The following is a 24,559-nucleotide window of genomic DNA, read 5'->3' as shown; positions in this document are numbered from 1 at the left end:
ATGACGCAAACACGTCGTACTCTCGTGCGCGCACTTTCGGCCGGCACCGCCGCCGGACTGCTTGCCATCTCCCTCACCGCCTGCGGCGGCAGCGATACCGCAGGCACCGCGTCCGACTGCACCCCGGCACATGAGGGCCTCACAACCATCACCGAAGGTGAGCTCACAGTCGCAAGCTATGACTATGCCCCCGCCACCATCCTGGACGGCGAAAACGTCACCGGCATGGAAGGCGACCTGATCAACGAGATCGCCAAACTCGAATGCCTCAAGGTCACGGTGACCACCTCCGGCGGCGCCGGCGCGGTCATCCCGTCCGTGCAGTCAGGACGTGCCGACATCGGCTCCGGAAACTGGCTGCGGACCAAGGAACGGACAAAGATCGTCTACATGAGCACCCCGCTCTGGAGCGATCCGCAGGCGATCGTCTCCACGACCGGCCTGACCAGCGACAACCTCGAAGGCAAAATCGTCGGCTCGGTCGCCGGCAACCTCTGGAACGACAGCATGCAAAAGTGGCTTGGAGACAACTTCAAGATCTACCAGGATGACGAATCCATTTACGGAGACCTCAAAGCTGGCCGTATCGATGCCCTCGTGGCATCCGCCGCATCCGCCAACTACCGGTTCAAAGAAGCCCCCATCGAGGGCGTCCAGGTGATCGACGTCAAGCCCAACCCGAACGTCCCCCAGTTCGCCGCCGTAGGCCAGGTCATGCTGCCGTCCAGCCTTGAGAACGACACCCTCGGCAAGGCGTTGGACGAAGACATCCAGAAGCTCCGCGAAGACGGCACCATCAAGGAACTCCTTGAGAAGTACGGAGTCGACGCCAGCGTCGGCGAGCCGGGCGCACCCAGCGAGCTCTGACCGCAGCGTCCATCCACACAAGGGCGACGTCGGACATCCGTCCGGCGTCGCCCCGGCAGTGACTCAACGGGCGCCCCAATTCTTAGTATTTCAACGCAGGCAAAGGAGCATGCACATGAGCGGGACCATTGTTGTAGGGGTCGATGGCAGCGCAACAGCCAGAAAAGCCGCAGAGGCCGCAAGGGACCTGGCCACGGCACTAGGTGCCACCCTCCACGTTGTGTCAGCCTTCGACTCCGAGCGTTCAGAATTCTTCAGCAGCGGTAGCGACAAATGGCTGGTATCAGATGCTGACAAGGCCGAGCACGTCGCAAGGACCGTGGCGGACACCTTAGGCGGGGACATCAAAATCACCCACTCCGCAGCTGCCGGGAGGCCAGCGGACGCTCTCATCAGGGAAGCGATCAGCAAGGAAGCCCGCGTCATCGTGGTGGGCAACCGCAGAATGCGGGGCATCGGACGCGTCCTGGGCAGCGTGGCCAACAGCGTGGCACACAGCGCGCCCTGCGATGTCTACATCGCCAACACCTACGACGCCGACTAACTACATTTCAAGGAGCCCCAGTGCATGACGTGATAATTGTCGGAGCCGGCGCCGCAGGACTCGGGACTGCATACTATCTGCGCGACACGGGCCTGGACGTCCTCATCCTGGAATCAGGCCAGGACATCGGCGGCCGGTCACACACCGTCAAACTGGCCGGAACGTCGGCGAACTCCGGTGCAATGTTCGTTTACAAGGGAACAAAATCAGAAGAACTTGTCAACGAACTCGGCATCGAGACTGTACCCTTCCACCCCAAAACGTACGGTATCCACGTCAACGGTAAGACCGTAGTGGCCGAAACCAACGAGGACGTGGTCGCGGGACTCAATCTCACCGAGTCCGAAAAGACCGAGCTGATCAAATTCATCGACACCTCGCTCACCGAGTACCAGGACTACATCACTAACCGGACTTCCGCTGCCGGGCTCGACAAGCTTTCCGGTGAAACAGTCGCGGACCGGATCGCCGACCTGCAGCCGGCAGTCCGGAACATCATTGCCACCGCTATCCGCGGAGGCGCCGTGGGAGATCCTGCCAATCTGTCGGCCAAGTATGCGCTTCGCTATTTCGCCAGCTACCTGGCACGGGAAAAGAACAACCGCCTGTTCGCCCTGGAAGGAATGCAGGCCATTCCACGCGCCATCCTGAAACGCCTCGCCGAACGCACTGTCCGCTGCAACACCCGGGTAACAGATGTAGCCCTGCTCGAGGAAGAGGGCGTCTACGAAGTAGCTGTTGCGGGCGAAGGTGGCGAAGAGAAACTGAGGGCAAAGCATGTGGTCCTGGCAGTTCCTGGGCCGGTGGTCCCGGAGGTCGCCAGAAGCCTGCCGGAGTGGAAGAAGTCTGCGCTTAATAAGGTGGCCAGCCCCGGCAGCACTACGCTGAACATAGTTGCCGACATCGCAGGACTGCCGGAGTTCAAGGACTGGGCCTTCATCGTCACCGTCGGCATGCCCTTCGACGCCATCATCAACCCGGTCCCGGGCGGTACCGACAAGACCTCCGGCGCGGACATTGTGCAACTAACCTGCTACGGAAATTCCTCGGGCTACCTGCCAGGGTTCGCCGACGACGAGCAGCGGGTCGCGCAGTGGATGGAGGACGTGTACACGGTGGCACCCCAGCTTCGCGGCCGGGTCCTCGGTGTCCACGCCCAAACCTGGCATAACTGCTTTGCATTGCTCAGTCCCGAACGGGCAGAAGCCCTTCCGGAACTTCAGCGTTCGATCGGATCGCTGCACTTCGCGGGCGACTACACCTCCGAGACCGCCGGGACGCACGGGGCATACGCAGAAGCGGAACGCGTAGCGTCCCTGATAATTGCCTCCCTGAAGCCGTCCAGCCGGTCGCACTGATAGGGAAGTTTGGTAGCGCGCGTGACGTGATCGGTACCTTGCTGGGGTACACCCCAACCTGACGTCGGGGCGCTTGGTCAGGGAGGATTCGCCTGTCGGTGGAGCTCTGATCCTGTACTCAGACACTTGCCGACCCGCAAGAGGTGACATCGCAGCCCCTGCACGAAGCAATTTCTATCGAGTCCCGATTCTGTGGACTATTTCGATGATTCTCGGGCTACCGCACCCCGGTTTGCTGCCCCTCCGACTGTCAGGTGGGGTCTGAGAACATCATGAGCCACTGTCAATAAATCGGAATTCCGCTCAGTTCTGACACCAAAAAAATCTCCACAATTTCTGCGTCCGTGGGCATAACTCGACGGCTACTTGATTGAATATCCATTGTCGGCTCTTGGGGGACAGGCGTGAGTGACCTGTCCCCGAAAGTTGGACTGAGAAGTTCAGCGTCGAGTGTGCCCTTCGCTTCGCCGCGGGGACAATTCCGGTGACGAGTGTGTTCGAGGCGGGCAGCGAAAGAGCCGTGTCCTGGGATCAGGGCCGGTTACTTCTGCCTTGAACACTCCGCATTCTGGCGGTGAGTAGGCCGTCGGTCGTTGGAACAGCCGATGGGAGCTGGTGGTTGGTTTTCCTAGCTCAGGGTGCGCATCGGTTCCTCCGCGAGGAAAGCTTGAATGTTTTCCACAGCTTCGGTGTAGTAGCCGCGGTAGTTGCGTTCGGTGACGTACCCCAGATGGGGGGTTGCCAGAACATTGGGCAGGTCTCGGAAGGGGGAATTCTGAGGTAGTGGTTCCTCTTCGAAGACATCAAGGCCCGCCCCGGCGATCTGCTGCCGGGACAGTGCGTCCAGAAGTGCTGCTTGGTCTACTAGGCCGGCGCGGGAGGTATTGATCAGAAATGCGCTTTGTTTCATGATTGCAAGCTCGGGGGCGCCGATGAGGCCGCGGCTTCGTTCTCCCAGGACGAGGTGCAGGGATACGATGTCTGCTTCGGCGAGCAGTTCGTTTTTGGAGGATGCCAGGCGGACCCCTTGGGCTTGGGTGCGCTCAGGGGTCAGGTTCTCGCTCCAGGCGACCACGTCCATGCCGAAGGCGGCACCGACCCTGGCGACTTGTGTTCCGATTTTGCCCAGCCCAATGAGTCCAAGGGTTGCTCCGTGCAGGTCGCCGCCTACCGTGTGCTGCCAGGGACCTCCGGATCGCAGTGCTGTGCTTTCGGGAAGTATTTGGCGGGTCAGCCCGAGTATTAGCGCCCATGTCAGTTCGGCCGGCGGTTGTGAGTTGCTGGTCGTGCCGCAGACGGTGATGCCCTGCTCCCGCGCAGCGGGCAGGTCGATGGCGGCATTTCTCATGCCGCTGGTAATCAGCAGTTTCAGGCGGGGCAGGCGCTGCAGCAATGATGCAGGAAAGGGCGTCCGCTCACGCATGATCACAATGGCATCAAAGGGGGCCAGACGCTCAGCTACCTGGTCTTCCTGATCCAGATGATCGGTGAAGACGGTCAGCTCAACGTCGTCTGTCAGCTTTTCCCAGGCGCCGTAGCGGCGTGATGCCTCCTGATAATCGTCAATTACGGCGCACTTTAATTTCATGTCATGTCCTTCGATGAGGTCTTGGTTAGAGGCAAAGGAAGATCCGGAGCTCACCGGTTGATTGCGACTTCGCCGCGCATGAGTGTCCGGGCCGTCCGGAACAGCGATGCGCTAACAGCTGTCCATGCCCCGTTTTCGCATCTGGTGGAGGCGCTGACCATGACCACGCCCGAGGGCTGCCCGATGCGTACAGGGTTATGGGGAGTTGTGGAGGTGTGTATCTGGGCGGGAAGGGTGCCTTCGATAGCGACAGCCGTTGCCAGGCATAGCGCGCCTGTGCTTGTGACGGCGCGATGCCAGCGTCCCATCGAGAGCATGCGCACCGAGATGTCGTAATCGGCTGCGGCTATTTCAGTTCCGTCCAAGGCATTGAACCGCAGCGGCTTTCCTATCACCGCAATTTTAGGGTTGGCCAGACCGACGTCGTCCGGTTTGGTGGCCATGCCCATTGCCACGCCTCCGGCTCGGCGGATGCGATCGAGTCGTTCCAGCAGGGAACGCTCGGCGTCCAGTTCGTCAAGGGTTTCCTCACCGGTAAGACCCACGGTTGACGCTTCTACGAAGACGAGGGCATTGGTCGCGTCGACGAGGGAAACCTCGATTTCGCCCAGTCCGTCGACGTCGAGTACGTCACGTGTATTTCCCGAAGGCAGCAAGCCGGAGGTAACCGCCCCTCCGCCGTCATGGAACTCCAGTTGAATAGGGGCGCCCTGCCCGCCCACGCCCGAGAGCGTGAGATCACCAACGGTGACGGGAAGGCCATCCCGGACCTCAAAGGTAGATGTGATCAGCTGGCCGGTGTTGGTGGCATGAATGCGGACGGAAATCATTCCATCAGAAGCCGGTACTAATCCGGTCTCCACTGCCACAGGGCCAACAGCCGAGGCCAGGTTGCCGCAGTTGGCACCGTAATCCACGACGGGTGCGTCAACAGCGACTTGTCCGAAGGTGTAGTCAACGTCGGCGTCCGGGTGGGTGCTGGGTGCGAGGATGACAACTTTTGACAGGGATGAGAGGCCGCCGCCCATTCCGTCGAGCTGCCGGCCGTTAGGGTCGGGGCTGCCCAGGGCGGCGAGGAAAATTGCGTCCCGTTCCGCAGGGTCCTCGGGCAGGTCCTTTGCAAGGAAGAACAAGCCTTTGCTGGTTCCGCCACGGGCAAAGATTGCGGGGACATACGCTTGGGGCATTTTTCAGGCCTTTCAAGGTTCGCGTTTAGGTGCGGTCAAGGGTGGAGGGGTCATGCTGGCAGCCCGGCTGCGGATTTGAGCCGGGCTGCCAGCATCGATGGACGCTTTAGACGTCCTGCTTGGTGCGGCTGACAATCCTGTTCCGGATGGTGAATGCCAGTACGAGCACCAGCAGGCCGTACATCACCAGCGGAATGGGGCCGGTCACGAAGACGCTGTAGTCGCCGTTGGAGGACAGCAGGGCATCGCGCATGCTCGTCTCGGCGAGGGGGCCGAGCACCATACCGATCATCAGCGGCGCCAGGGGCACGCCGTGGCGCCGCATCACGAAGCCGATCAGGCCTATGCCCAGCAGCAGGAACAGGTCGAAAATCGAACCTGAGGTTGCGTAGACTCCGAGTCCGCAGAAGACGGTAATCCCGGCATAAAGGTACTGCTTGGGAAGACGGAGCACCTTAGCCCAGTGCCGGGCAAAGGGCAGGTTGATCAGCAGCAGAACGATCATGGCAATGAACAGGCTTGCCAGCAGGGTCCAAACCAACTCCGGAGAGCGGTCGAACAGCAGCGGTCCCGGTTGCATACCGTATTGCCGGAAGGCTGCCAGCATAATCGCCGCAGTGGATGAGACCGGCAGGCCGAGGGCCAAAAGTGCGCCCATGGCGGTACCGGTTGTGGCGTTTCCGGCAGCTTCTGGCGCGGCGAGGCCACGAATGGATCCCCTGCCGAACGTGGGTATGCGGCGCCGGCGGTCCAGGTTCCGTTCGACGGCGTACGAGACGAAGGTAGGGATTTCTGCTCCGCCGGCGGGGATGACGCCGAACGGCAGGCCGATTGCAGTGCCGCGGAACCACGCCGGGGCGGCTTCCCGCAGTTCGGACCGGGAGAGGAAGGGCCGTCCACTAAATTTCATGACGTGAGCGGCGGGGTCGCGGCGGATCCTGGACGCCACGTGGAGAACTTCACCCAGCGCGAGGACACCAACGCTGACGGTGATGAGGGAGATCCCATCGAAGAGTTCGGGCACACCCGAGCTGAACCGGGGGGTTCCGGTGATCGCGTCAATGCCAACAGTAGTGATGCCCAGGCCGACAACCAAGGCTGCCAAACCCTTGACCACGGAATCGGAAACCACGGATGAGGTAGCAACGAAGGCGAAGAGGGCAAGGGCGAAGAACTCGGCCGGGCCGAAGTTCGAGGAGAATTCTGCCAACGCCGGGGCGAGGAACACGACGACGACGCAGGAGATCATGCCGCCGATAAAAGCACCGATTGCAGCCGTGGCCAGTGCCTGCGGAGCGCGTCCGTCTTTGGCCATCTTGTGGCCCTCGAATGTTGACACGATGGCTGATGCCTGTCCTGGTGTATTCATCAAGATGGCCATGGTCGAGTCTCCGAATAGGCCGCCGAAGTAGACACCGGCAAAAAGGATGAACGCCGCGGTCGGGTCCAGAGCAAAGGTCAGCGGCAGCAGCAGGGATACCGCCATTGATGAGCCCATCCCCGGAAGCGTGCCCACCATGGTTCCGAGCAGACAGCCGACAAGGACCCAGAGCAGGTTCATGGGCGTGAAAGCCGCGCTGAATCCGCCCATCAAAAGATTGAGTGAATCCATCAGAAACCTCCCAGGATGCCGGACGGGAGGTTCAGGCCCAGCCCGGCGTCAAAAGCCAAATAGACAACACTGGACAGCGTCAGCGCCAGGGATGCATCGAACAAGTGCCGCCTCGAGCCAATACCGCGGGCTACGGCCCAGAAAAGCAGTGCTGCGGCGAGGATCCATCCGAGGAGTTCGATGGTGAGTGCGAAGATAGTGAATCCGCCGACGATCCAAGCCAGTGCGGACCAGTCGGAGTAGCTCCGCCACGAACGCCCCGAGGTTTCCACCACGTGTTCGGGAGAACGCAGGTAATGGATTACCAGCAACGCGGCCAGTACATAGCCGGCGACCATGAGGACGCCGGGGAACACCTGTGGGCCGGGGAAATCTGTCCCTTCCGGAACCTTCATGATCAGAATGCCGTAGAGCATGTAGGTGCTGAAGGCTGTCAGGAGCAGGGGAAGGACCAGGCCACTGCGGCCCTTGCTAAATTTCCTGGACTCCAAGTCGTCAGAGGTGGAGGGGATGTTTTCCGGCCCCCTTGATGTGCCGGTGTCGTGGGCCGTGGTGCTCACAGGTCCAACTCCTTTATCAGCCCTGCGATTCGGGCCTGGTCTTCTTTGAGGAACTTTTCGAACTCCGGCCCGTCCAGGTACACCGGGTTCCAGTAGTAGAGCTTTACCGTTTCGGCCCACTCCGGGGTTTCGGAGGTTTCTTTTACGAGCTCCTGAAGCGCAGCCCGCTCCTCGGCAGTGATTCCTGGAGGAGCCACGATGCCGCGCCAGTTGGTCATGTCGGTCGCGTACCCCTGTTCGGCGAAGGTGGGGATGTCCACCCCTTCGAAGCGCTGGGGGGCTGCAAGGCCGATAGCCTTCACCCTGCCGGCCTCAATCTGGTCCGCCACCTCACCGTAGCCGGTGCTGAGGGCCTTCGCGGTGCCTGCCAGGAGGCTCTGCAGGGCTTCACCGCCACCGGTTTTGGGAATGTAGGTGATTTGTGACGGGTCAATCCCGACCTTCAGGCCCAACTGGGCTATCAGGAGTTGGTCGATGGATCCTGCCGAACCGCCTGTAAACGGGAAGGCTTTGGGATTCACCTTCCACGCGGCGATCATCTCGTCGAGCGTGTTGAACGGGGCGTCCGTCGGCACCACGACCACGTTGTATTCTTCGGCCACCCGGGCGATCGGAGTGACGTCCGACATGTCGGTCGGCGAGTCATTAAGCTCGATGGCGCCAAGCATGACAGTGCCCGCGTTCATAAGGACGTTGGCCTGCCCGGTCATCGTTGCAAGCTGCGTAAGCCCGATAGTTCCGCCTGCGCCAGGGATATTGACCACCTGCGCATTAGCTACAAGCCCACTCTGGCGCATCGCCTGTTGCTGCTCGCGGGCGAAGGTGTCATTGCCTCCACCGACACTGCCGGGAGCGATGATGCTGAGGTTAGTGCGGATGTCGGTGCCGCCGTTGGCGGACTGTATCGATAGGAAACCGGCTGTGCCAATAACAGCTGCGGCGACGATGCCGTAGACCGTCATTGCTGCCGGGTGCTTGGTTCGACTGCGCTTGGACGCAGCCGAGGATGGAGAACTCATGGCGCGTTGGCCTTCCATGGGGGAGTTGAGGTGAAGAAAAGGGCCGCGGGGATAACCACTGGCCGTGGTGTGCCTTACACCACACGGTCTTGGTATTTTCAGTGTAATATAGACCATGCCTGCTAGCCAAGAGGAACTGCAGGCTTCCCCTTCTTAGACCCCCTACGCTTACTTTGGAGGCATCCCATGACCGTTGTCATAGCCCGCACCAGCTCACCCGAGGGCCAGGCAGCTCTCACCAGCGGAATAGAAGAAGCCCGCCGGCGCAATGAAGACTTGCTCGTCTTCAACCTCGAAGGGACGCAGCTGGACCCGGACACCGGCTCGCTTGAGGGAATCCCTGCCACGTTCCGTCTGCCGGACGCTCGCAACCGCGATGCAGTAGGTGAACTTCTCGACGCGGTCGAGCAGGTCCAGGCTTCCGCGATTGTCGTGGGAGTCAAACACCGCAGTCCCGTTGGGAAATTGTTGTTGGGCTCGGCAGCCCAGCAAATCCTGCTCGAGGCGAACGTGCCCGTCATCGCAGTGAAGCCTCCACGGGCTTAGAAGTGACGGCAGCCAGGCCACTTTCATCCTCACGATCATGGCTGTGGTTCCTTGTGGCAGCAGCTCTGCTGACCCAGACCGCACTGAACCTGGCCCGGCCGATCACCACCTATAAACTGCTGACCCTGGGAGCCGATGCTGCCACGGTGGGACTGGTTGCAGCAGCATATGCTGTGTTGCCACTGGTCGTGGTCATGTGGCTGGGGCGGCTGACCGAGCGGATCCCCCGGCTCGGATTAATGCTGGCGGCGGGTGCGCTGGTCCTTGCAGTTGGTGCAGCGGGGCTTGCAGTGGCTCCAAACGTTGGCGCCGTCGCTGCTGCCAGCGCGGTTTTGGGCCTGGGGCACCTGGTGTTCACGATCGGCGGCCAGTCATCCATCGCTCGATATGCTCCCCAGGATCAGTTGGACGCCGGCTTTGGCTGGTTTACGGCAGCCTTCGCAGCCGGGCAGCTCGCCGGTCCGCTGTTGGCCGGCATCCTGCTCCAGTCAGGCTGGGGGGCCGTCCCGGGTGAATCAATGGCGGGGGTGACCGCGTCACTGTGGCTGGGCGGGGCGCTATCCCTGCTGGCCGTCCCGCTGATGATTTGGCGCGGGTGCTCGGACAGGCCCTCGTCCACTCATCGCCAGAGTGTAAGCAGCCGCGACCAGGCTTCATGGGGCGACGGAGAGGTTTCTTCGCCTCCTTCGCCCGTTCAGCCCTCAGTGTGGAGGATCCTCAAAACCCCGGCCGTACCATCACACATGCTTGCCTCCGTCGCTTTGCTGGCCATGACGGATATCCTCACAGCGTTCCTTCCGTTAGTCGGAGAACGGGCGGGCCTGTCTCCGGCATGGGTCGGTGCATTGCTGGCAGTGCGCGGTGGCGCATCGATTCTTTCGCGTGCATTCCTTCCATGGCTGGCCCGCGTCCTCCCCCGCAAGGCGTTGCTCTTGAGCAGCCTCTACGGGACAGGGCTCGCCCTGGCGCTTCTGCCACTGGTGCTGTCCGAACCCTGGCTGGCCGTTGCGTTACTGTCCGTGGGTGGATTTTGCATGGGGCTCGGTCAGCCCATAACCATGACGATGGTTTCCACTGCCGTGCCGGATCATTGGCGTGGAGCTGCCCTTGCCGTGCGGCTCATGGGGAACAGGGCAGGCCAAGTGGCGATGCCGCTGGCCGCCGGGTTTGTGGCCGCTCCCCTGGGCCCGGCAGGTGCCATCTGGTTCAGCTGTGCGGTGCTGCTTGTCGGCGGGCTGGAGAAGACCTTTCGACGTTAGCGCTCTAGGCGGATCCGCCCGCCGCTGTCCCCCGAAGATGATCACCAAGGAATGCCGCGGCGGCAGCGTTATGTCCGGCCAGGAGCAGATCTATTAGCTGAAGGTGCTCCTGGGCTTTCGCAACAACTTTTTCGCGGGGTAGGACTTGGGTGTATTCAACCAGCCGGCGCAGACGCTCGACGCGCTTCAGGCTTTCGATGAAAAAGCTGTTATTCGAGCACTCCATGACTGCTTCGTGCAGGGAGCTGTTCAGGTCGAACAGCGTGGAAGCGTCGACCTCCCCTTCAATAACCTGGATCTGTTCTTTCCTGCACTTTTCCAGCGCGTCTCTATTGAGGACAAATGTTGGTTCCAGGATTGCAGCCGGTTCGATGACGGCACGAAACCGTACGCTGTCGCGGTAGGCCTCCATGGAGTTGAGCATGGGCAAGAACTTCCAGCCGTACCCTGGCCGCCGGTCGATCCAGCCCTCGATTGAAATCCGCCGCAAGGTCTCGTTCAGCTCAGTCCGGGTGCAATCGTATTCCCGCAGGAGATAGACCTCCGTTACGCGCTCTGGCAGCTTGCCTCTCAGCCGGTCTTGGGCGATTTTGTGGTAGAGATCTTCGGGGGCCTCCGGGGTATCAGAGCTGGGTTGCTGGTTCAGTTCCCCCACTTCGAAGCCGCCCCTCTCGGAGCGATGGACAACTCCCTGGGTCTCCAGAAGCTGCAGAGCCTGGCGGATGGGCGAGCGTGAAACCATGAGGTGTTCGCCGAGCTTCCGCTCCACCAGCCGGGCGCCTTGCGGCTGCTGGGTGGTCTCAATGAACTTGACGATCTCGGATGCGACGGAAGCCACGAGCGGCGAAGGTTGATTTGCAGGCATCCTTTTCCTTTCCGTGCGGCAGTTACGACGCCGGAAATGCGTCCGTGCCCGGGTGGAGGCTACTGGTATTTTGACATGAATAGTGCGGCGGACAGCGCTGGTCGTGAACCACGCCGGCTGCAAGATGCTCCTGTTCAGTCCTGATCTGCAAGAAATGGAAGAGAATCATCTCTATGAAGATCCTTGTTTTGCCGGGCGACGGTATCGGTCCAGAGATCACAGAGGCTACCTTGGCTGCACTGAAGGCAGCCGATAACAAGCTGGGTCTGGGGCTGGACTTTGAGATCCGCGACATAGGCCTGGCTACCCTGAAAAGCCAGGGAACAACTCTTCCGCAGGATGTCGTTGACCGGATTCCAGAGGTTGACGGTGTCATTCTTGGGCCGGTATCCCACTACGACTACCCTCCAAAAGAGGAGGGTGGGTACAACCCGTCGGGTGAACTGCGTTTGCGCTTCGAGCTGTTTGCGAATATCCGCCCCTGCCGCTCGCACCCTGACCTGACCATCCTGCGGACTCCTATGGATCTGGTGATCGTGCGGGAAAATACCGAGGGCTTTTATTCGGACCGGAACATGTACGCCGGCTCCGGCGAGTTCATGCCAGATAAGAGGAGCGCTTTTTCACTCCGCAAAATCACGGCTGAAGGCTCCGAACGCGTCGCCCGTGTTGCCTTTGAAATCGCCCGCGGACGCTGGAAAAAAGTCACGGCAGTGCATAAGGCCAATATCCTCAAGCTCTCCGATGGCCTGTTTCTTCAAGAAGCCCGCAGGGTTGCCGCCGAGTATCCTGACGTTGAGTTCGAGGAGCTGATTATCGACGCGGCAGCTGCAGGTCTGATTCGCCGGCCGGAGCAGTTCGATGTCATCGTCACCACAAACATGTTTGGCGATATCCTCTCGGACGAGGCTACAGAGCTTTGCGGCAGTGTCGGCCTGGGTGGCTCCCTGAATATGGGACACGATATTGCAGTGGCACAGGCCCAGCACGGTTCAGCCCCCGACATCGCCGGTTTGGGCGTCGCCAACCCGGTGTCGTTGATTCTCTCCGCCGCCATGTTGCTGGACTGGCATGGCAAGCGCGTGGGCAACGAAAAGCTCATGGAGTCCGCTGCGTTGATCGAGGAAGCAGTACGAAACTGTCTGGAAAACAGGGCCACCAGAACCCAGGACATCGGCGGCCCACTCAGAACAGACGCATTCACCAAAAGGTTGTTGGACACAATAGAGGCCACATCTTCGAGCTCCTACGCCCAATAAACCCAACGCCCCGGCGACTGATGGGCCCCTTGCCAGTATTCAAGACGTGACCCGTAACGCACCGGCCTCAGCGACGGCATCGGGTGAGTCAAGGCACGGCGGCCTGCCCTCCCCCGTCCGTGGTGTCCAGCCGCTCAGGACGGGGAAGGGGCTGGCAGACAAGCCTCCACACCTCACATAACCTAGTGACGGTCTTTATTTATTGAAAAAAACCATCACCCCTTCTATGCTTATGGCAACGGGTCGCTGATGATCCATAGGCCTGCAGCGTCAGGAGCTGGCTAAACCAGGCAAGAATGCCGCGTCGTCCGAGGATCGGACGCCCTTCTTAGGTCATCAGCCACCTTTTCACCGACTCGATTGTGAAACCCACTTCACATCAGGCCACTCAGAAGGGCGCACCCTTGATTGATCACGCCAACTCCGCGGCAGACCTCGCCCACTTCGGAACTGCTCTGCTGCAGAGACTAGGGGTTCCTCCCCGCGACGCGGCACTCGTCGCCGACACCTTGGTCCAGGCAGAACTCTGGGGGCATCCGTCCCACGGCCTCCTGCGATTGCCCTGGTATGCCGCCCGCTTGCGCAGTGGCGCGGTCACCACCGTCACTGCGCCGGAGACAGTGCTTGACAGCGGCTCGGTCCTGGTTCTGGACGGGCGCCACGGTATTGGACAGGTTTTGGCTGATGCCGCAAGGCGTGAGTCAGTGAAAAGGGCCCGGGACCACGGGATCGCGGTGGTCGCTGTCCGCAATTCCAACCACTTTGGGACAGCCCAGTACTACACCCGGCGTGCTGCGAAGGACGGATGTGTGGCATTCCTGACCACCAATTCCAGCCCGGCAATGGCCCCATGGGGTGGAAAGAAAAAAATGCTCGGTGCCAACCCTTGGTCCATTGCCGCCCCAGCCCCCACCCCAGGCGGGGTGGTCGTCACGGACCTGTCCAACACCGCAGCAGCCCGGGGCAAGATGTTCCTTGCCCGCGACCGCGGCGAGAAAATCCCGGCAGACTGGGCCCTTGATACCAACGGAGTTCCCACAATCGACCCCGTCGCGGCGCTCGAGGGCCTGATCCAGCCAATCGCGGGACCCAAGGGATACGGCATCACCTTCATGATGGACGTCCTCGCCGGAGCGCTAACCGGGAGTCAAACCGGCACACGCGTCAATGGCCCCTACGATCCCGATAAGCAAAGCGGCGTCGGGCACTTGATGATTGCCATCGACGTAGCAGCCCTGGGCGAGACGGAGTCCTACCTCAGAGCGGTCAAGCAACTCGTGGACGAAACCAAGGCGGCACCACTGGCCGCAGGTACCGAGGAAATCCTGTATCCAGGCGAACATGCAGAACGACATCAGCGGCGCCTGTTGTGTGCAGGAGGAGTGCAGCTTCCGGCCAAGACCCGAAGCGACCTGGAATCCCTCGCCTCAGAACTGGGTATCGAATCACCCTTCGAGGTGGCACCGCAGAGCGCAGCACGCTAACTGCCAGCCCTCAGCCCAAGATGAATTCGTCCCGCCGTAACCCCGAGGACACCGACGCCATGGCAACGCACAGTAATCCGGCCGCTGCCCACCAGCATCTGGAACCGGTCCTGAATTGGACGCAGCTTGCACGAAAAGACGAAGTGGAACTGATGCACCGCAGCGGCAAGACAATTGCCTCCGGACGGATCGACACCATCGCCCTGGACGGCAGCGTCTTCTGGATTATCCACAATGACGGGCGTGGTCGTTCACTGGTCCTTCCCCAGGAGGATCTTCTGGTGTACCGGTACCGCCGCCCCCGGAATGCGCGCCGTCGAGCAGGCTGATCCACGCTGCAGCAGCCACCTGCACAATATCGCCAAGCCGAACCCCGGCACTGGATGTCGTCAGCTTAGGAGCTAACGGGCGCTCTTAAAGCACCCAACTCACAGGCCACCGGCGCGACCGGGCTGCCCATATCAATGACGAGGCGCGCAGCCTCCCTCCACCACACCTCCTCAAGTAAATAAGGAACAACCTATGCAATCTGCATTGACGCCCGAGCAACCAGTCTCCCACTTGCCAAAGGCCGCCCCCCGTAAAGAAAACATTCCGGTGAGCGAAGCGCTGGCAACCGAGGAGCAACCTGGGCAAAACGCATCGCTGGGCACCGAAACCAGAAAATCCGCCGGACACGTCATTGTGGACACGCTTGTCGCCCACGGAATCAAGCGGGCCCATGTCGTCCCGGGTGAGAGCTTCCTGGATGTCCTGGACGGGCTCCACAGTTCGAGCATCGAGACCATCGTCTGCCGCCATGAGGGCGGCGCCACATACATGGCCGAAGCTGACGGCAAGATGAACCAGTCACCTGGCATCGCGATGGTCACCCGTGGACCCGGCGCCGCCAACGCCCACGTCGGCCTGCACACGGCCTGGCAGGACTCCACCCCCATGGTGCTCTTTGTCGGACTGATTCCGTTTGCCCACCGCGACCGCGAGGCCTTCCAGGAATTCGACATCAAGGCCTGGTTCGATACCGGCGCTAAACGCGTTATGGTCCTGGACCACGCGGAGCGTGCTTCCGAAATCGTCGCCGAAGCCCTGTTCGCGGCCATGAACGGCCGGCCCGGCCCCGTCGTCATCGGGTTGCCCGAAGACGTCATTCGCCAGCAGATCCCCGCCAAACTTCATCCGCCCATCCCGGTAGCCACCGGAGGCATGACCACGGTGGACTCCGATGCCCTCGCTACCGCCCTCGCGGCATCGAAGAAGCCACTCTTCGTTACTGGCGGCAACGACTGGAGGCAGGAAGGCGCCGACCAACTCACCAGCTGGCTGGAAAAGCACCATATCCCTGCCGCAGCGGAGTGGCGCACCCAGGGCACCGTCCCGTTCGATTCCCCGTCCTACGTCGGCCCCATCGGCTACGGGCGCCCGCGTCCGACCTATGACCTGCTCGAAGAAACTGACCTGCTGATCTTCGTCGGTACCGTGCCTGGCGACGTCATCACCGACGGGTTCCTCTGCCGCCAGGACTGGTCCAAAAAGAACTTCCTCGTCACGATCGACCCGTCCCTCCGCGGCCGCTCGGGACCGGTCTCCTACCAGATCGTCGCCAAACCCGACGTGTTCGTCCGCGACCTTGCCAAGATCGAACTACCGGTCAAGGACGAATGGAAAGCCTGGACGGCACGGATGCGCGGCGAACAGGTTGCCTTCGCCGCTCTCCCCCCGGCGGCGCCGTCGGGCGGTCCGGCACGGATGGACACGCTAATGGCCAACCTCGTCCCAACCCTCCCCCATGACGCCGTGGTCACCCTGGGCGCCGGCGAACACACCAACTGGGCGCACCGATACTTCCCCACCCAGCGCTACGCGTCCATGATCAGCGCCCGCAACGGCTCCATGGGCTACTCCATCCCGTCCGCTATTGCCGCATCACTGGAATACCCCGGCCGACGGGTCGTGACCATCGCAGGTGACGGGGAATTCCTTATGAACGGCCAGGAACTCGCCACCGCAGCCCAATACGGCGCCACTCCCCTGGTCATCGTCATGGACAACCAGGAATACGGCACCATCCGCACCCACCAGGAACGCCACTACCCCGAACGAATCTCCGGCACCCAGCTGAAAAACCCGGACTTCGCGCTCATGGCCCAGGCCTTCGGCGGCTTCGGCATCAGAGTAGAACAAGACACCGATATTCCGGCAGCCATCGAGGCGGCACTCAAAGCCATCGACGAAGACCAGATTTTCGCGCTCATCCACCTCATCGTCGAGCAAAGAGTTAAAGCCTACTAACGTCAACGCCGCGATGCTTGAGCCTTTCGATTCCACACTCTAAGGACTTCACATGACAGCTACTTCTGCCCTTTCCCCCGCCATCACCCAGGAGCGTGAGGCTGCGCTGATCGCCTCGGTGCCGACCGGCCTGTTGATCGGGGGCGAGTGGCGGGACGCGTCCGACGGCGGCACCTTCGATGTGCACGATCCCGCCACCGGGAAGGTCCTCACCACCCTCGCCTCTGCCACCAGCGAGGACGCCATCGCGGCGTTGAACGCGGCTGACGCCGCGCAGGCGTCTTGGGCCCGGACCGCACCCCGCGTGCGGGCGGAAATCCTTCGCCGAGCCTTTGACCTGGTAACCGAACGGGCCGAGGACTTTGCCCTGCTCATGACTCTGGAGATGGGCAAGCCGCTGGCCGAGGCCCGCGGCGAAGTCACCTACGGCGCCGAATTCCTGCGCTGGTTTTCCGAGGAAACCGTTCGCGACTACGGCCGCTACCTGACGTCTCCTGAGGGCAAGAACAAGATCCTCGTCCAGCACAAACCCGTCGGGCCCTGCCTGCTCATCACCCCCTGGAACTTCCCCCTGGCGATGGCCACCCGCAAGGTTGCCCCGGCCGTCGCCGCGGGGTGCACCATGGTGCTCAAGCCCGCCAAGCTCACCCCGCTCACGGCGCAGTACTTCGCGCAGACTATGCTCGACGCCGGGCTGCCCGCAGGGGTTCTGAACGTCGTCCCGTCCGCTTCGGCGTCCGGGATTTCAGGGCCGCTGCTGAAGGACTCGCGGCTGCGGAAGGTGAGCTTCACGGGCTCCACCCCGGTCGGCAAGCGGCTCATGGCCGACGCGGCGCAGAACGTCCTGCGGACCTCGATGGAGCTCGGCGGGAATGCACCATTCATCGTGTTCCAAGACGCAGATCTCGACGCCGCTGTCGAAGGTGCCATGGCGGCCAAGATGCGGAACATGGGCGAAGCGTGCACCGCGGCTAACCGTTTCCTTGTCCATGAATCCGTCGCCCAGGAATTCGCCCGAAGGCTTGCCGCCGCCATGGGTGGTCTGAACACCGGCCGCGGCACCGAAGCTGTCACCCAGGTCGGGCCCCTGATCGACGCCGGCGCCCGGGACGAGGTCCAAGCGCTGGTGACTGCCGCCGTCGACGCCGGAGCGGTCGCACTTACCGGTGGAAGCCCCGTGGATGGTCCCGGCTATTTCTACCAGCCCACCGTCCTGGCCGATGTCCCGAATGACGCTGCGATCCTGGGCCAGGAAATCTTTGGCCCCGTCGCCCCGGTCACCACCTTCGCCACGGAGGAAGACGCCGTCCGGCTTGCCAACGCGACCGAATACGGACTGGCTTCCTACCTCTACAGCCGCGACTTTAGCCTGCTTCTGCGCGTCGCCGAACAGATCGAATTCGGCATGGTCGGCTTCAACGCCGGCGTCATCTCCAACGCCGCAGCACCCTTCGGCGGCGTCAAGCAATCAGGCCTCGGCCGTGAAGGCGGCACCGAAGGAATCGCCGAATACACCACCACCCAGTACATCGGAATCTCGGACCCCTACGCCAGCTAAACCATGGACCAGGCACGCTAGGTTGAATGAAAGGAAAAACATGGCGCGAGGTCGACCCCTGGGAGGGGCCCGGCGGAAGCCTGAAGAAAAATCAAGGTACATGCCTCCCAGCGATGCCGATTACATCGGCAATTGGACCTCGTTGGCACGCGGAGAAAAAGTCGTCATCGCCGACAATACGGCTGAACTCCGTGGCCAGGTGGATGCTGTGACTGAAGACGGTTTGATCCTTTGGCTGCACCTGGAAGATGGCGCCGGACGACGGCTGCTCACGCGTACCGACGGTGTACAAGTTTGGCGACTGGCATGAAAGAGATGAGCACCCCTGCTTCCGGCACCACCAGAAGCCCCGCAGGCACTCGGACTCACGACACGTAATACATCGAGCGCGTCCTAATAGTGCACACCCCAACCTGACGTCAGGCCACCCCCGAAAAACCGTCAGGATAGGACCTGAGCGGTGATTACCAGACAGCCCTTCAGGGAAGTCCCAAGTCCTATCCTGACAGCTTCGGGCACGCGTCTGCACGAGCCGTCACCCAACCCGAGCATCAAACCGCCGCCGGTATTCCGTCGGCGTCGTGGAGAAGGCAGCCGCGAAGTTTTGGCGCAGGGTCACGGCGTTACCGAACCCGCAGTCCGCGGAAATCTGGTCTATCGACAGGTCCGTGGTTTCCAAAAGCCGGCGGGCGGCGTCAAGGCGGCGAGCGCGGATCCACGCGGCCGGCGTTGTCCCCGTCGCTGCCCGGAAGGCACGGACAAAGGTGCGGCGGCTCAGGTGCGCCTGCGCGGCGAGCCGGTCAATGGTCAGCGGTTCACCCAGGCGGCCCAGAGCCCATTCGAGCAGGCGCGAGATGGGATCATCCGTGGGGCGCTCCGGCACCGGGTGCTCGATGTACTGAGCCTGTCCGCCCTCCCGGTGCGGAGCGATGACCAGGCTGCGTGCCACCTGGTTCGCCGCCTCCGCCCCGAGCCGGGCGCGCACCAGGTGCAGGCAGGCGTCCAGCGCAGAGGCCGTGCCGGCGGAGGTCAGGACGTCACCGTGGTCGATATAGAGCACGGACCGGTCGAGCGGAACATCGGGGTGCCGAGCAGCAAGAGAATCAAACGCCTGCCAATGGGTGACCGCCCCACGCCCCGCCAGTAAGCCCGCGTCCGCCACTGGAATCGCGCCAAGGCACAACCCCAAAATCGGTGCCCCTCGACGATGTGCCCCTTGGAGCACCTGCCGCAGTGATTCGCTGGGGACGCGCCCGTCGTCGAACCATGAAGGCACCACCACCACGTCCGCCTCTTCCGCGGCTTCCGGCCCCTTCACCTCGCCCAGCCGGTAGCCCTCGGCAGTTGTAATCGCGCCCTCCTGGTCACTAAAAAGGACAGTCTTCCAGTCAGCAAGACCCTGGCGGGCCACCTCATCAAAGACCATCTGCGGAACGGCAAGGTGGAACATCGTCGCGCCATCGAAGGCGTACACCGCGATCCTCAAAAGTGCCCCTTCCGCTATATTGGCCCGAATCCATCGTACGTCCGCCTTCGTGCCACTGTTACCAACCACCGGCAACGGGAAGACTGGAAAAGCCGCCACAAGGCAGCCCATAGAACCAACAGGGAGAACCATCAACATGAGCACCCCCCGCCGCGCCCTCATCCTCATCGACGTGCAGCAGCAGTACTTCAGCGGCCCCCTCGAAATCCAGTACCCGCCGCACCAGGAATCCCTGCCCGCTATCGCAAAAGCCATAGACGCCGCCACCGCCGCGGGCATTCCCGTTGCCGTCATCCAGCACACCGCAGGTGAAGGAGCACCTGTCTTCGCGCCCGGCACGCCAGGCTTCGAGCTGCACCCCGAAATTGAGCGCCGCAAAACCGCCGGGTGGAAGTCGCTGGTCAAGCAGTACGGCTCCGTCTACGCCGGCACGGACCTCGCCGACTGGCTACGGCAGCACGACGTCGACACTGTCACCCTGGCCGGCTACATGACCAACAACTGCGTGCTCGCCTCCGCCGTGGAGGCAGAGTTCCTTGGCTTCACCACAGAGGTTCTCTCCGACGCCACAGGCGCCATCAACCTCGCCAACGACGCAGGCTTCGCCGACGCAAAGACCGTGCACACGACACTCCTCACCCTGCTGAACTCGAACTGGGCAGCGGTGGCCGATACTGATACGTGGACCAACGCACTGAACACCCGGCAGGCCCTCACGGGCAGTGACCTCGGCAGCTCCGCCATCGCGGGCTCCGAGCTGGTCTTCCAGCCATAACCAGCGGCCGGGCTTCCCACGGGGCAGGCCGGGTGGGAAGCCCGGGAACACCAGCGCCATCAGCGGTGTTCCCAAAAGGGGAGCAAGCCCCAACCGATCATCAAGGACTGTTTACATGAAGTGGATTCTTCTCGCCGGCGCGATCCTGAGTGAGGTGACGGCATCCCTCTCGCTGAAAGCGGCGCTGGATAATCCTGTCTTCTTCATTGTGGTTGTTGCCGGATACACCGCTTCGTTCGGCTTCCTCGCAGCAGTCCTCCGCAAAGGCCTGGGGCTCGGCGTCGCCTACGGCATCTGGGCCGCGCTGGGCGTGACGCTCACGGTCCTGCTGGCCGCCCTCATCTTTGGCGAGGCACTGACCCCGGTGATGATGATCGGCGTCGCCATGGTCATCGCCGGCGTGCTCTGCGTGGAACTGGGGTCGCACCAAGAACCGGCACAAGAACCCGAGAAAGAAATGGCCCGCTCATGATGTGGCTGCTTCTGGCAGGCGCGATCCTCACCGAGGTCACCGCCACCCTCTTCCTGCGCGTCGCCTCCACCGGCAAGCGCCGCTGGTACATCCCTGTCGCCGTCGGGTACTTCCTTGCCTTTACCCTCCTCACCCTGACCCTGGAGCAGGGCATGAGCCTCGGCGTCGCCTACGGCATCTGGGCGGCCGCCGGCGTGGCCCTGACCGCCCTGGCCAGCCGGGTCTTTTTCAAGGAGGCCATCACCCCCGTCATGATGCTCGGGCTCGGCCTCATCATCGGCGGCGTCCTGCTGATCGAGCTCGGCGCGGCACACTAGGGCTGAAGGGGGCACGCCAGGGCCGAAAGTGGTGGACGCGGCCCGCCGCCAGGGTCCAAACTGCGTAGATGGACGCACCTGCGGTGTCGATCCGCACACCCGACCAGCGCATCAGGGTTTTCGTTAGTTCCACCCTGCGGGAGCTCGAGCCGGAGCGCCGCGCCGTGCGCGAGGCCGTCGAATCACTGCACCTGGCGCCGGTCATGTTTGAGCTCGGCGCCCGCCCCCACCCGCCGCGCTCCCTGTACCGCTCCTACCTCGCCCAAAGCGACGTGTTCGTCGGCATCTATGGCGGCAGCTACGGGTGGGTGGCGCCCGGCGAGGACGTGTCCGGGCTCGAGGATGAGTATGCACTGTCCGCCGGCATGCCCAAGCTGATCTACGTCAAGGACGGCGTCACGCGCGAGCCGCGCCTGGACGGGCTGCTGGACCGCATCCGGAACGACGACGATGCCTCCTACAAGAGGTACGGCGACCCGCAGGAACTCGGCGACCTGGTCCGCGCCGACCTTGCCGTCCTCCTCGCTGAGCGGTTTGACGCCAGCCGCCCGGCGGCGGAGGAACCGCCGGCACAGCATTACGACGGCGGGCGCGTGCCTGCGCCGTACAGCGCCATCGTGGGGCGCGGCGGCGCCATCGCCACCGTCCGCGAACTGCTGGACCGCCCCGACGTAAGGCTCGTAACGCTGGTTGGCCCCGGCGGGATCGGCAAATCACGGCTCGCCATCGAAGTCGCCGCCGAAATCGCCAAGGAGGGGGCCGACGTCGTTTTTGTCATGCTCGAATCCGTGCGGTCGGCGGAGTTCGTTCCGGCGGCCATCGCCCATGAGCTCGGCGTCCGCGACGCCGGCGACGGGCCGCTGGAGGACAAACTGGTCACGGCGCTGGAGGGCCGCCGGCTCCTGCTGGTGCTCGACAACATGGAACACGTTCTGGACGCCACCGCCGTCGTTATGAAGCTGATCTCGGCGCTGCCGGAACTCACGCTCCTGGTCACCAGCCGCTCTCCCCTGCGGGTGCGCCCCGAGCGCACCTACGAAGTGGCCCCCCTCGAGGTGCCCGCGGAGGACGCCCGGCCCACACCCGAGACAGCCGCCGGCATCCCGTCCGTGGCGCTGTTCGTTGAACGCGCCCGCGCGGTGCGGCCCGACTTCGGGCTGACCGCCGCCAACTGCGCGGCGGTGCTCGGGATCTGCCGCGCCCTCGACGGCGTTCCGCTCGCCCTCGAACTGGCAGCAGCCCGTATCCGCACGCTCACCCCCGAATCCATCCTGCAGCGGCTCGGCACCGGCCTGGGGCTGCTGTCCGGAGGCGCCCGGGACCTGCCGGAACGCCAGCGCACGCTGACCGGAACCATCCTGTGGAGCGTGGACCTCCTGCCGGCATCCGCCCGCGCCGCCCTGGCCCGGCTCGCCGTCTTCACCGGCCCGTTCACCCTGGCGGCGGCGGAGGCCCTGGTGGGCGAGGGAGCCCTCGATGCCCTCGACGCCCTGGTGGAGTCCAGCCTGGTGAGCCAGCGCGACGTCGGCGGGGAAAGCGTCTTCACCCTCCTGGCCACCGTCCGCTCGTTCGCCGCCTCCCTCAGCACCAAGGAGGATTGGGACGCCGCCCGCGAGGACCACGCGCAGTACTTCTTCGGCCTCGCCCACACGGCCGCGCACGGCCTGCGCACCGGCGACCAGGGCCGCTGGCTCGCCGACCTCACGCTCCAGCGGGCCGACCTCGCCTCGGCCGTCGGATGGCTCACCAGCCAAGGGCAGTGGGACCGCGCCGCCGAACTCGCCTGGTCGCTCTACCTTTACCTCTGGCTCGGCGGGCTGCTGGGCCAGGTCCGGCTCTGGATGACGCGGCTGCTGGAGGAAGCGGCGGCAGGCGGTGAAACCCTCTCCAGCCGCGCCGAGGCCATCGCCCTGTACTTCACCCGGGCCGTCGCCTTCTGGCAGCAGCAGGACGTGGACCTCGTGGGCGGCCTCACCCGCAGCGCCCAGCTCTTCGCCGAGTCCGGCGATGCCTCAGGGGAAGCGCTCGCACTGGTGTCCGCAGCGCTGGCGCGGCTCGCCGCTCCGGTTCCGGACGTCCAGGGGGCCATCGGCGATTTGGAACGCAGCCTGGACCGCTTCCGCGCGGGCGGCGACCGCTGGGGCGAGGCGATGTCCCTCGTCACCATGGGACGGGTGCTGCTCGTCGCCGGCGAAGGTGAGGCAGCGGCGTCGCGGTTTGAGGAAAGCCTCGCGCTCGCGGGCGGGGAAGGCGAACCCCTCGGCATCGCCATCGCCCTGCACCACCGCGGCTGGGCAAGGATGCTGCAGGACGACGTCGACGGCGCCGCGCAGGATTTCGCGCGCGGCCTGGAGATCTCGGCGGGCCTCAGCCACGACGAAGGCATCGCGTACGGCCTCGAAGGCCTGGTGGCCGTCGCGGCGAGGCACGGCGACGTGGCCCGCGCGGGCGAGCTGGCCGGCGCCGCGGAGGCGCTGCGCCAGCGGACGGGCCTGTTCAATGCTGCCGTCGCCTCCTTCCACGGACCCGTGGTTGAGGCCCTGCGTTCGGGCGGGCTGGGCGGAACGTTCGACGACGGCGCCTCCCGCGGCCGTTCCCTGCCGCTGACGGAGGTGCTCGCCAATGCCTACGCGTGAGTCGGTCTCAGGGACCGACCGTGTGCTGCGCCCGGTACGGTGGCTGGCGGCCTTCATCCTGCCGTTCCTCCTGATCGCTGCCACCATCCTCGTCTTCCTTCCCGGCCGCATCGCGGAACTGTTCGCCTGGCCCATCAGGCCGCCCCTCACCGGAATGATCCTGGGCTCGGCGTATATCGGCGGGATCAGCTTCTTCGCCGCCGTCCTCCGGACGGGCCAGTGGCACCGCGTGCGGCGCGGATTCCTGCCCGTCCTTGTCTTTGCGTCACTGCTGGGCATCGCCACCGCGCTGCATGAAGGGCTGTTTACGCGGAACCTCTCGTTTTTCGCCTGGGCGGCGCTGTACGCATCCACCCCGTTCCTCGTGGCCGCGGCCGCCCTCGCCCAGCGCCGCGCGGATCCCCGGCTGCCCGGGCCGCGCGATGTGCTGATCCCGGACCACGTTGCCCGGGCGCTGGTGGGGGTGGGCGGCGTGGCCACCCTGACGGGCCTGGTGATGTTCCTGTTCCCGGCGCTGTTCATTCAGAGCTGGGGCTGGGACCTCACTCCGCTGACCGCCCGGACGCTCGGCGCGGTCCTCAGCCTCACCGGGTTCGTTAACGCGCCCATGGTGGTGGACCGCCGGTGGAGCAGCTACCGCGTCCTCTTTGCCGCCCAGCTGGTCAGCCTCGTATTCATCCTGGCCTCGGTCGCCGTCGGACGTTCCGACGTGCACTGGGAGCGGCCTGCCGCGTGGGCCTTCGTGACCCTCGTGCTGCTCGCCCTCGTGTCCTACGGAGCGCTCACAGTGTGGGCGGAGCTGCGGCTGAGGCGCGCGCGGGCGTCCGCCGGCACCACTGCCGAACGTTTCGGGTAGGGCTTAGGCTGGCTCCAGACGC

23 protein-coding genes are annotated in these 24,559 nt (G+C 63.5%); 16 read left to right on the top strand and 7 right to left on the bottom strand.

Annotated elements, in window-relative coordinates; genetic code table 11:
• The 3 genes from DXK94_RS02850 to DXK94_RS02840 all read left to right on the top strand — a co-directional run bounded on the left by DXK94_RS02850 (position 1) and on the right by DXK94_RS02840 (position 2,769).
• The gene (locus DXK94_RS02850; RefSeq protein ID WP_115523736.1) at positions 1–867 is read left to right on the top strand and encodes an ABC transporter substrate-binding protein; all 867 of its coding nucleotides are present in this window, start codon (positions 1–3) and stop codon (positions 865–867) included.
• Between the two features lie 115 nt (positions 868–982).
• Positions 983–1,411, top strand: coding sequence for a universal stress protein (locus DXK94_RS02845; RefSeq protein ID WP_115523735.1), 429 nt, complete (start codon positions 983–985; stop codon positions 1,409–1,411).
• A 20-nt stretch (positions 1,412–1,431) separates the two neighbouring features.
• Positions 1,432–2,769 carry an NAD(P)/FAD-dependent oxidoreductase gene (locus tag DXK94_RS02840; protein WP_181884722.1) on the top strand — a complete coding sequence of 446 codons (1,338 nt, stop codon included), beginning with the start codon at positions 1,432–1,434 and terminating at the stop codon, positions 2,767–2,769.
• Positions 2,770–3,397: 628 nt separating this feature from the next.
• On the opposite strand, the gene DXK94_RS02835 is transcribed toward DXK94_RS02840, so the two are convergent.
• From DXK94_RS02835 to DXK94_RS02815, 5 genes are all read right to left on the bottom strand, one after another.
• The gene (locus DXK94_RS02835; RefSeq protein WP_115523733.1) at positions 3,398–4,357 is read right to left on the bottom strand and encodes a D-2-hydroxyacid dehydrogenase family protein; all 960 of its coding nucleotides are present in this window, start codon (positions 4,355–4,357) and stop codon (positions 3,398–3,400) included.
• A gap of 50 nt (positions 4,358–4,407) precedes the next feature.
• Complete coding sequence (locus tag DXK94_RS02830) at positions 4,408–5,544, bottom strand: 2-methylaconitate cis-trans isomerase PrpF family protein (RefSeq protein WP_115523732.1); 1,137 nt, start codon at positions 5,542–5,544, stop codon at positions 4,408–4,410.
• Positions 5,545–5,650: 106 nt separating this feature from the next.
• The gene (locus DXK94_RS02825) at positions 5,651–7,156 is read right to left on the bottom strand and encodes a tripartite tricarboxylate transporter permease (protein ID WP_115523731.1); all 1,506 of its coding nucleotides are present in this window, start codon (positions 7,154–7,156) and stop codon (positions 5,651–5,653) included.
• On the bottom strand, positions 7,156–7,716 hold the full coding sequence (locus DXK94_RS02820; RefSeq protein ID WP_309544303.1) for a tripartite tricarboxylate transporter TctB family protein: 561 nt from the start codon (positions 7,714–7,716) through the stop codon (positions 7,156–7,158). Before DXK94_RS02820 ends, DXK94_RS02825 begins: the two co-directional genes overlap by 1 nt.
• A complete protein-coding gene (locus tag DXK94_RS02815) occupies positions 7,713–8,678 on the bottom strand; it encodes a tripartite tricarboxylate transporter substrate binding protein (protein ID WP_115523730.1) in 966 nt (321 codons plus the stop codon). Before DXK94_RS02815 ends, DXK94_RS02820 begins: the two co-directional genes overlap by 4 nt.
• A 243-nt stretch (positions 8,679–8,921) precedes the next feature.
• Here DXK94_RS02815 and DXK94_RS02810 point away from each other — a divergent pair, with 243 nt between their 5' ends.
• Entirely contained in the window at positions 8,922–9,281 is a 360-nt protein-coding gene (locus DXK94_RS02810; protein WP_115523729.1) for a universal stress protein, read from the top strand.
• A 53-nt stretch (positions 9,282–9,334) separates the two neighbouring features.
• Entirely contained in the window at positions 9,335–10,540 is a 1,206-nt protein-coding gene (locus DXK94_RS02805; RefSeq protein WP_258868410.1) for an MFS transporter, read from the top strand.
• 4 nt (positions 10,541–10,544) lie between these two features.
• Here the strand turns inward: DXK94_RS02805 and DXK94_RS02800 are convergent, their stop codons facing one another.
• A complete protein-coding gene (locus DXK94_RS02800; RefSeq protein ID WP_115523727.1) occupies positions 10,545–11,405 on the bottom strand; it encodes a GntR family transcriptional regulator in 861 nt (286 codons plus the stop codon).
• A gap of 173 nt (positions 11,406–11,578) precedes the next feature.
• Between DXK94_RS02800 and DXK94_RS02795 the strand changes: the two genes are divergently transcribed.
• The 6 genes from DXK94_RS02795 to DXK94_RS02770 all read left to right on the top strand — a co-directional run bounded on the left by DXK94_RS02795 (position 11,579) and on the right by DXK94_RS02770 (position 18,305).
• Positions 11,579–12,664: an isocitrate/isopropylmalate dehydrogenase family protein gene (locus DXK94_RS02795; protein WP_115523726.1), complete on the top strand. Its 1,086-nt coding sequence runs from the start codon at positions 11,579–11,581 to the stop codon at positions 12,662–12,664.
• A 404-nt stretch (positions 12,665–13,068) separates the two neighbouring features.
• Entirely contained in the window at positions 13,069–14,148 is a 1,080-nt protein-coding gene (locus DXK94_RS02790; RefSeq protein ID WP_220272947.1) for an Ldh family oxidoreductase, read from the top strand.
• A gap of 59 nt (positions 14,149–14,207) precedes the next feature.
• The gene (locus DXK94_RS02785) at positions 14,208–14,477 is read left to right on the top strand and encodes a hypothetical protein (protein ID WP_115523725.1); all 270 of its coding nucleotides are present in this window, start codon (positions 14,208–14,210) and stop codon (positions 14,475–14,477) included.
• 268 nt (positions 14,478–14,745) lie between these two features.
• Positions 14,746–16,437 carry a thiamine pyrophosphate-dependent enzyme gene (locus tag DXK94_RS02780; RefSeq protein ID WP_395927978.1) on the top strand — a complete coding sequence of 564 codons (1,692 nt, stop codon included), beginning with the start codon at positions 14,746–14,748 and terminating at the stop codon, positions 16,435–16,437.
• 52 nt (positions 16,438–16,489) lie between these two features.
• Positions 16,490–17,995 carry an NAD-dependent succinate-semialdehyde dehydrogenase gene (locus tag DXK94_RS02775; RefSeq protein WP_115523724.1) on the top strand — a complete coding sequence of 502 codons (1,506 nt, stop codon included), beginning with the start codon at positions 16,490–16,492 and terminating at the stop codon, positions 17,993–17,995.
• Positions 17,996–18,095: 100 nt separating this feature from the next.
• A complete protein-coding gene (locus tag DXK94_RS02770) occupies positions 18,096–18,305 on the top strand; it encodes a hypothetical protein (RefSeq protein ID WP_115523723.1) in 210 nt (69 codons plus the stop codon).
• A 225-nt stretch (positions 18,306–18,530) separates the two neighbouring features.
• Here DXK94_RS02770 and DXK94_RS02765 read toward each other — a convergent pair whose 3' ends face one another.
• Positions 18,531–19,481: a GlxA family transcriptional regulator gene (locus tag DXK94_RS02765; RefSeq protein ID WP_181884721.1), complete on the bottom strand. Its 951-nt coding sequence runs from the start codon at positions 19,479–19,481 to the stop codon at positions 18,531–18,533.
• Between the two features lie 136 nt (positions 19,482–19,617).
• Here DXK94_RS02765 and DXK94_RS02760 point away from each other — a divergent pair, with 136 nt between their 5' ends.
• The 5 genes from DXK94_RS02760 (at position 19,618) to DXK94_RS02740 (ending at position 24,537) form a co-directional block, all read left to right on the top strand.
• A complete protein-coding gene (locus tag DXK94_RS02760; RefSeq protein WP_115523722.1) occupies positions 19,618–20,256 on the top strand; it encodes an isochorismatase family protein in 639 nt (212 codons plus the stop codon).
• 115 nt (positions 20,257–20,371) lie between these two features.
• On the top strand, positions 20,372–20,728 hold the full coding sequence (locus tag DXK94_RS02755; RefSeq protein WP_115523721.1) for a multidrug efflux SMR transporter: 357 nt from the start codon (positions 20,372–20,374) through the stop codon (positions 20,726–20,728).
• Complete coding sequence (locus tag DXK94_RS02750; protein WP_115523720.1) at positions 20,725–21,045, top strand: multidrug efflux SMR transporter; 321 nt, start codon at positions 20,725–20,727, stop codon at positions 21,043–21,045. Before DXK94_RS02755 ends, DXK94_RS02750 begins: the two co-directional genes overlap by 4 nt.
• 68 nt (positions 21,046–21,113) lie before the next feature.
• Positions 21,114–23,681, top strand: a complete 2,568-nt coding sequence (locus DXK94_RS02745; protein ID WP_115523719.1) for a DUF4062 domain-containing protein — start codon at positions 21,114–21,116, stop codon at positions 23,679–23,681.
• Positions 23,668–24,537, top strand: a complete 870-nt coding sequence (locus DXK94_RS02740) for a hypothetical protein (RefSeq protein ID WP_115523718.1) — start codon at positions 23,668–23,670, stop codon at positions 24,535–24,537. Before DXK94_RS02745 ends, DXK94_RS02740 begins: the two co-directional genes overlap by 14 nt.
• Positions 24,538–24,559: the final 22 nt, after the last annotated feature.

This window comes from Arthrobacter sp. RT-1 (assembly GCF_003367205.1).
In the GTDB taxonomy this organism is placed as follows: Bacteria; Actinomycetota; Actinomycetes; order Actinomycetales; family Micrococcaceae; genus Arthrobacter.
This window is presented reverse-complemented; position numbering and strand designations above follow the sequence as displayed.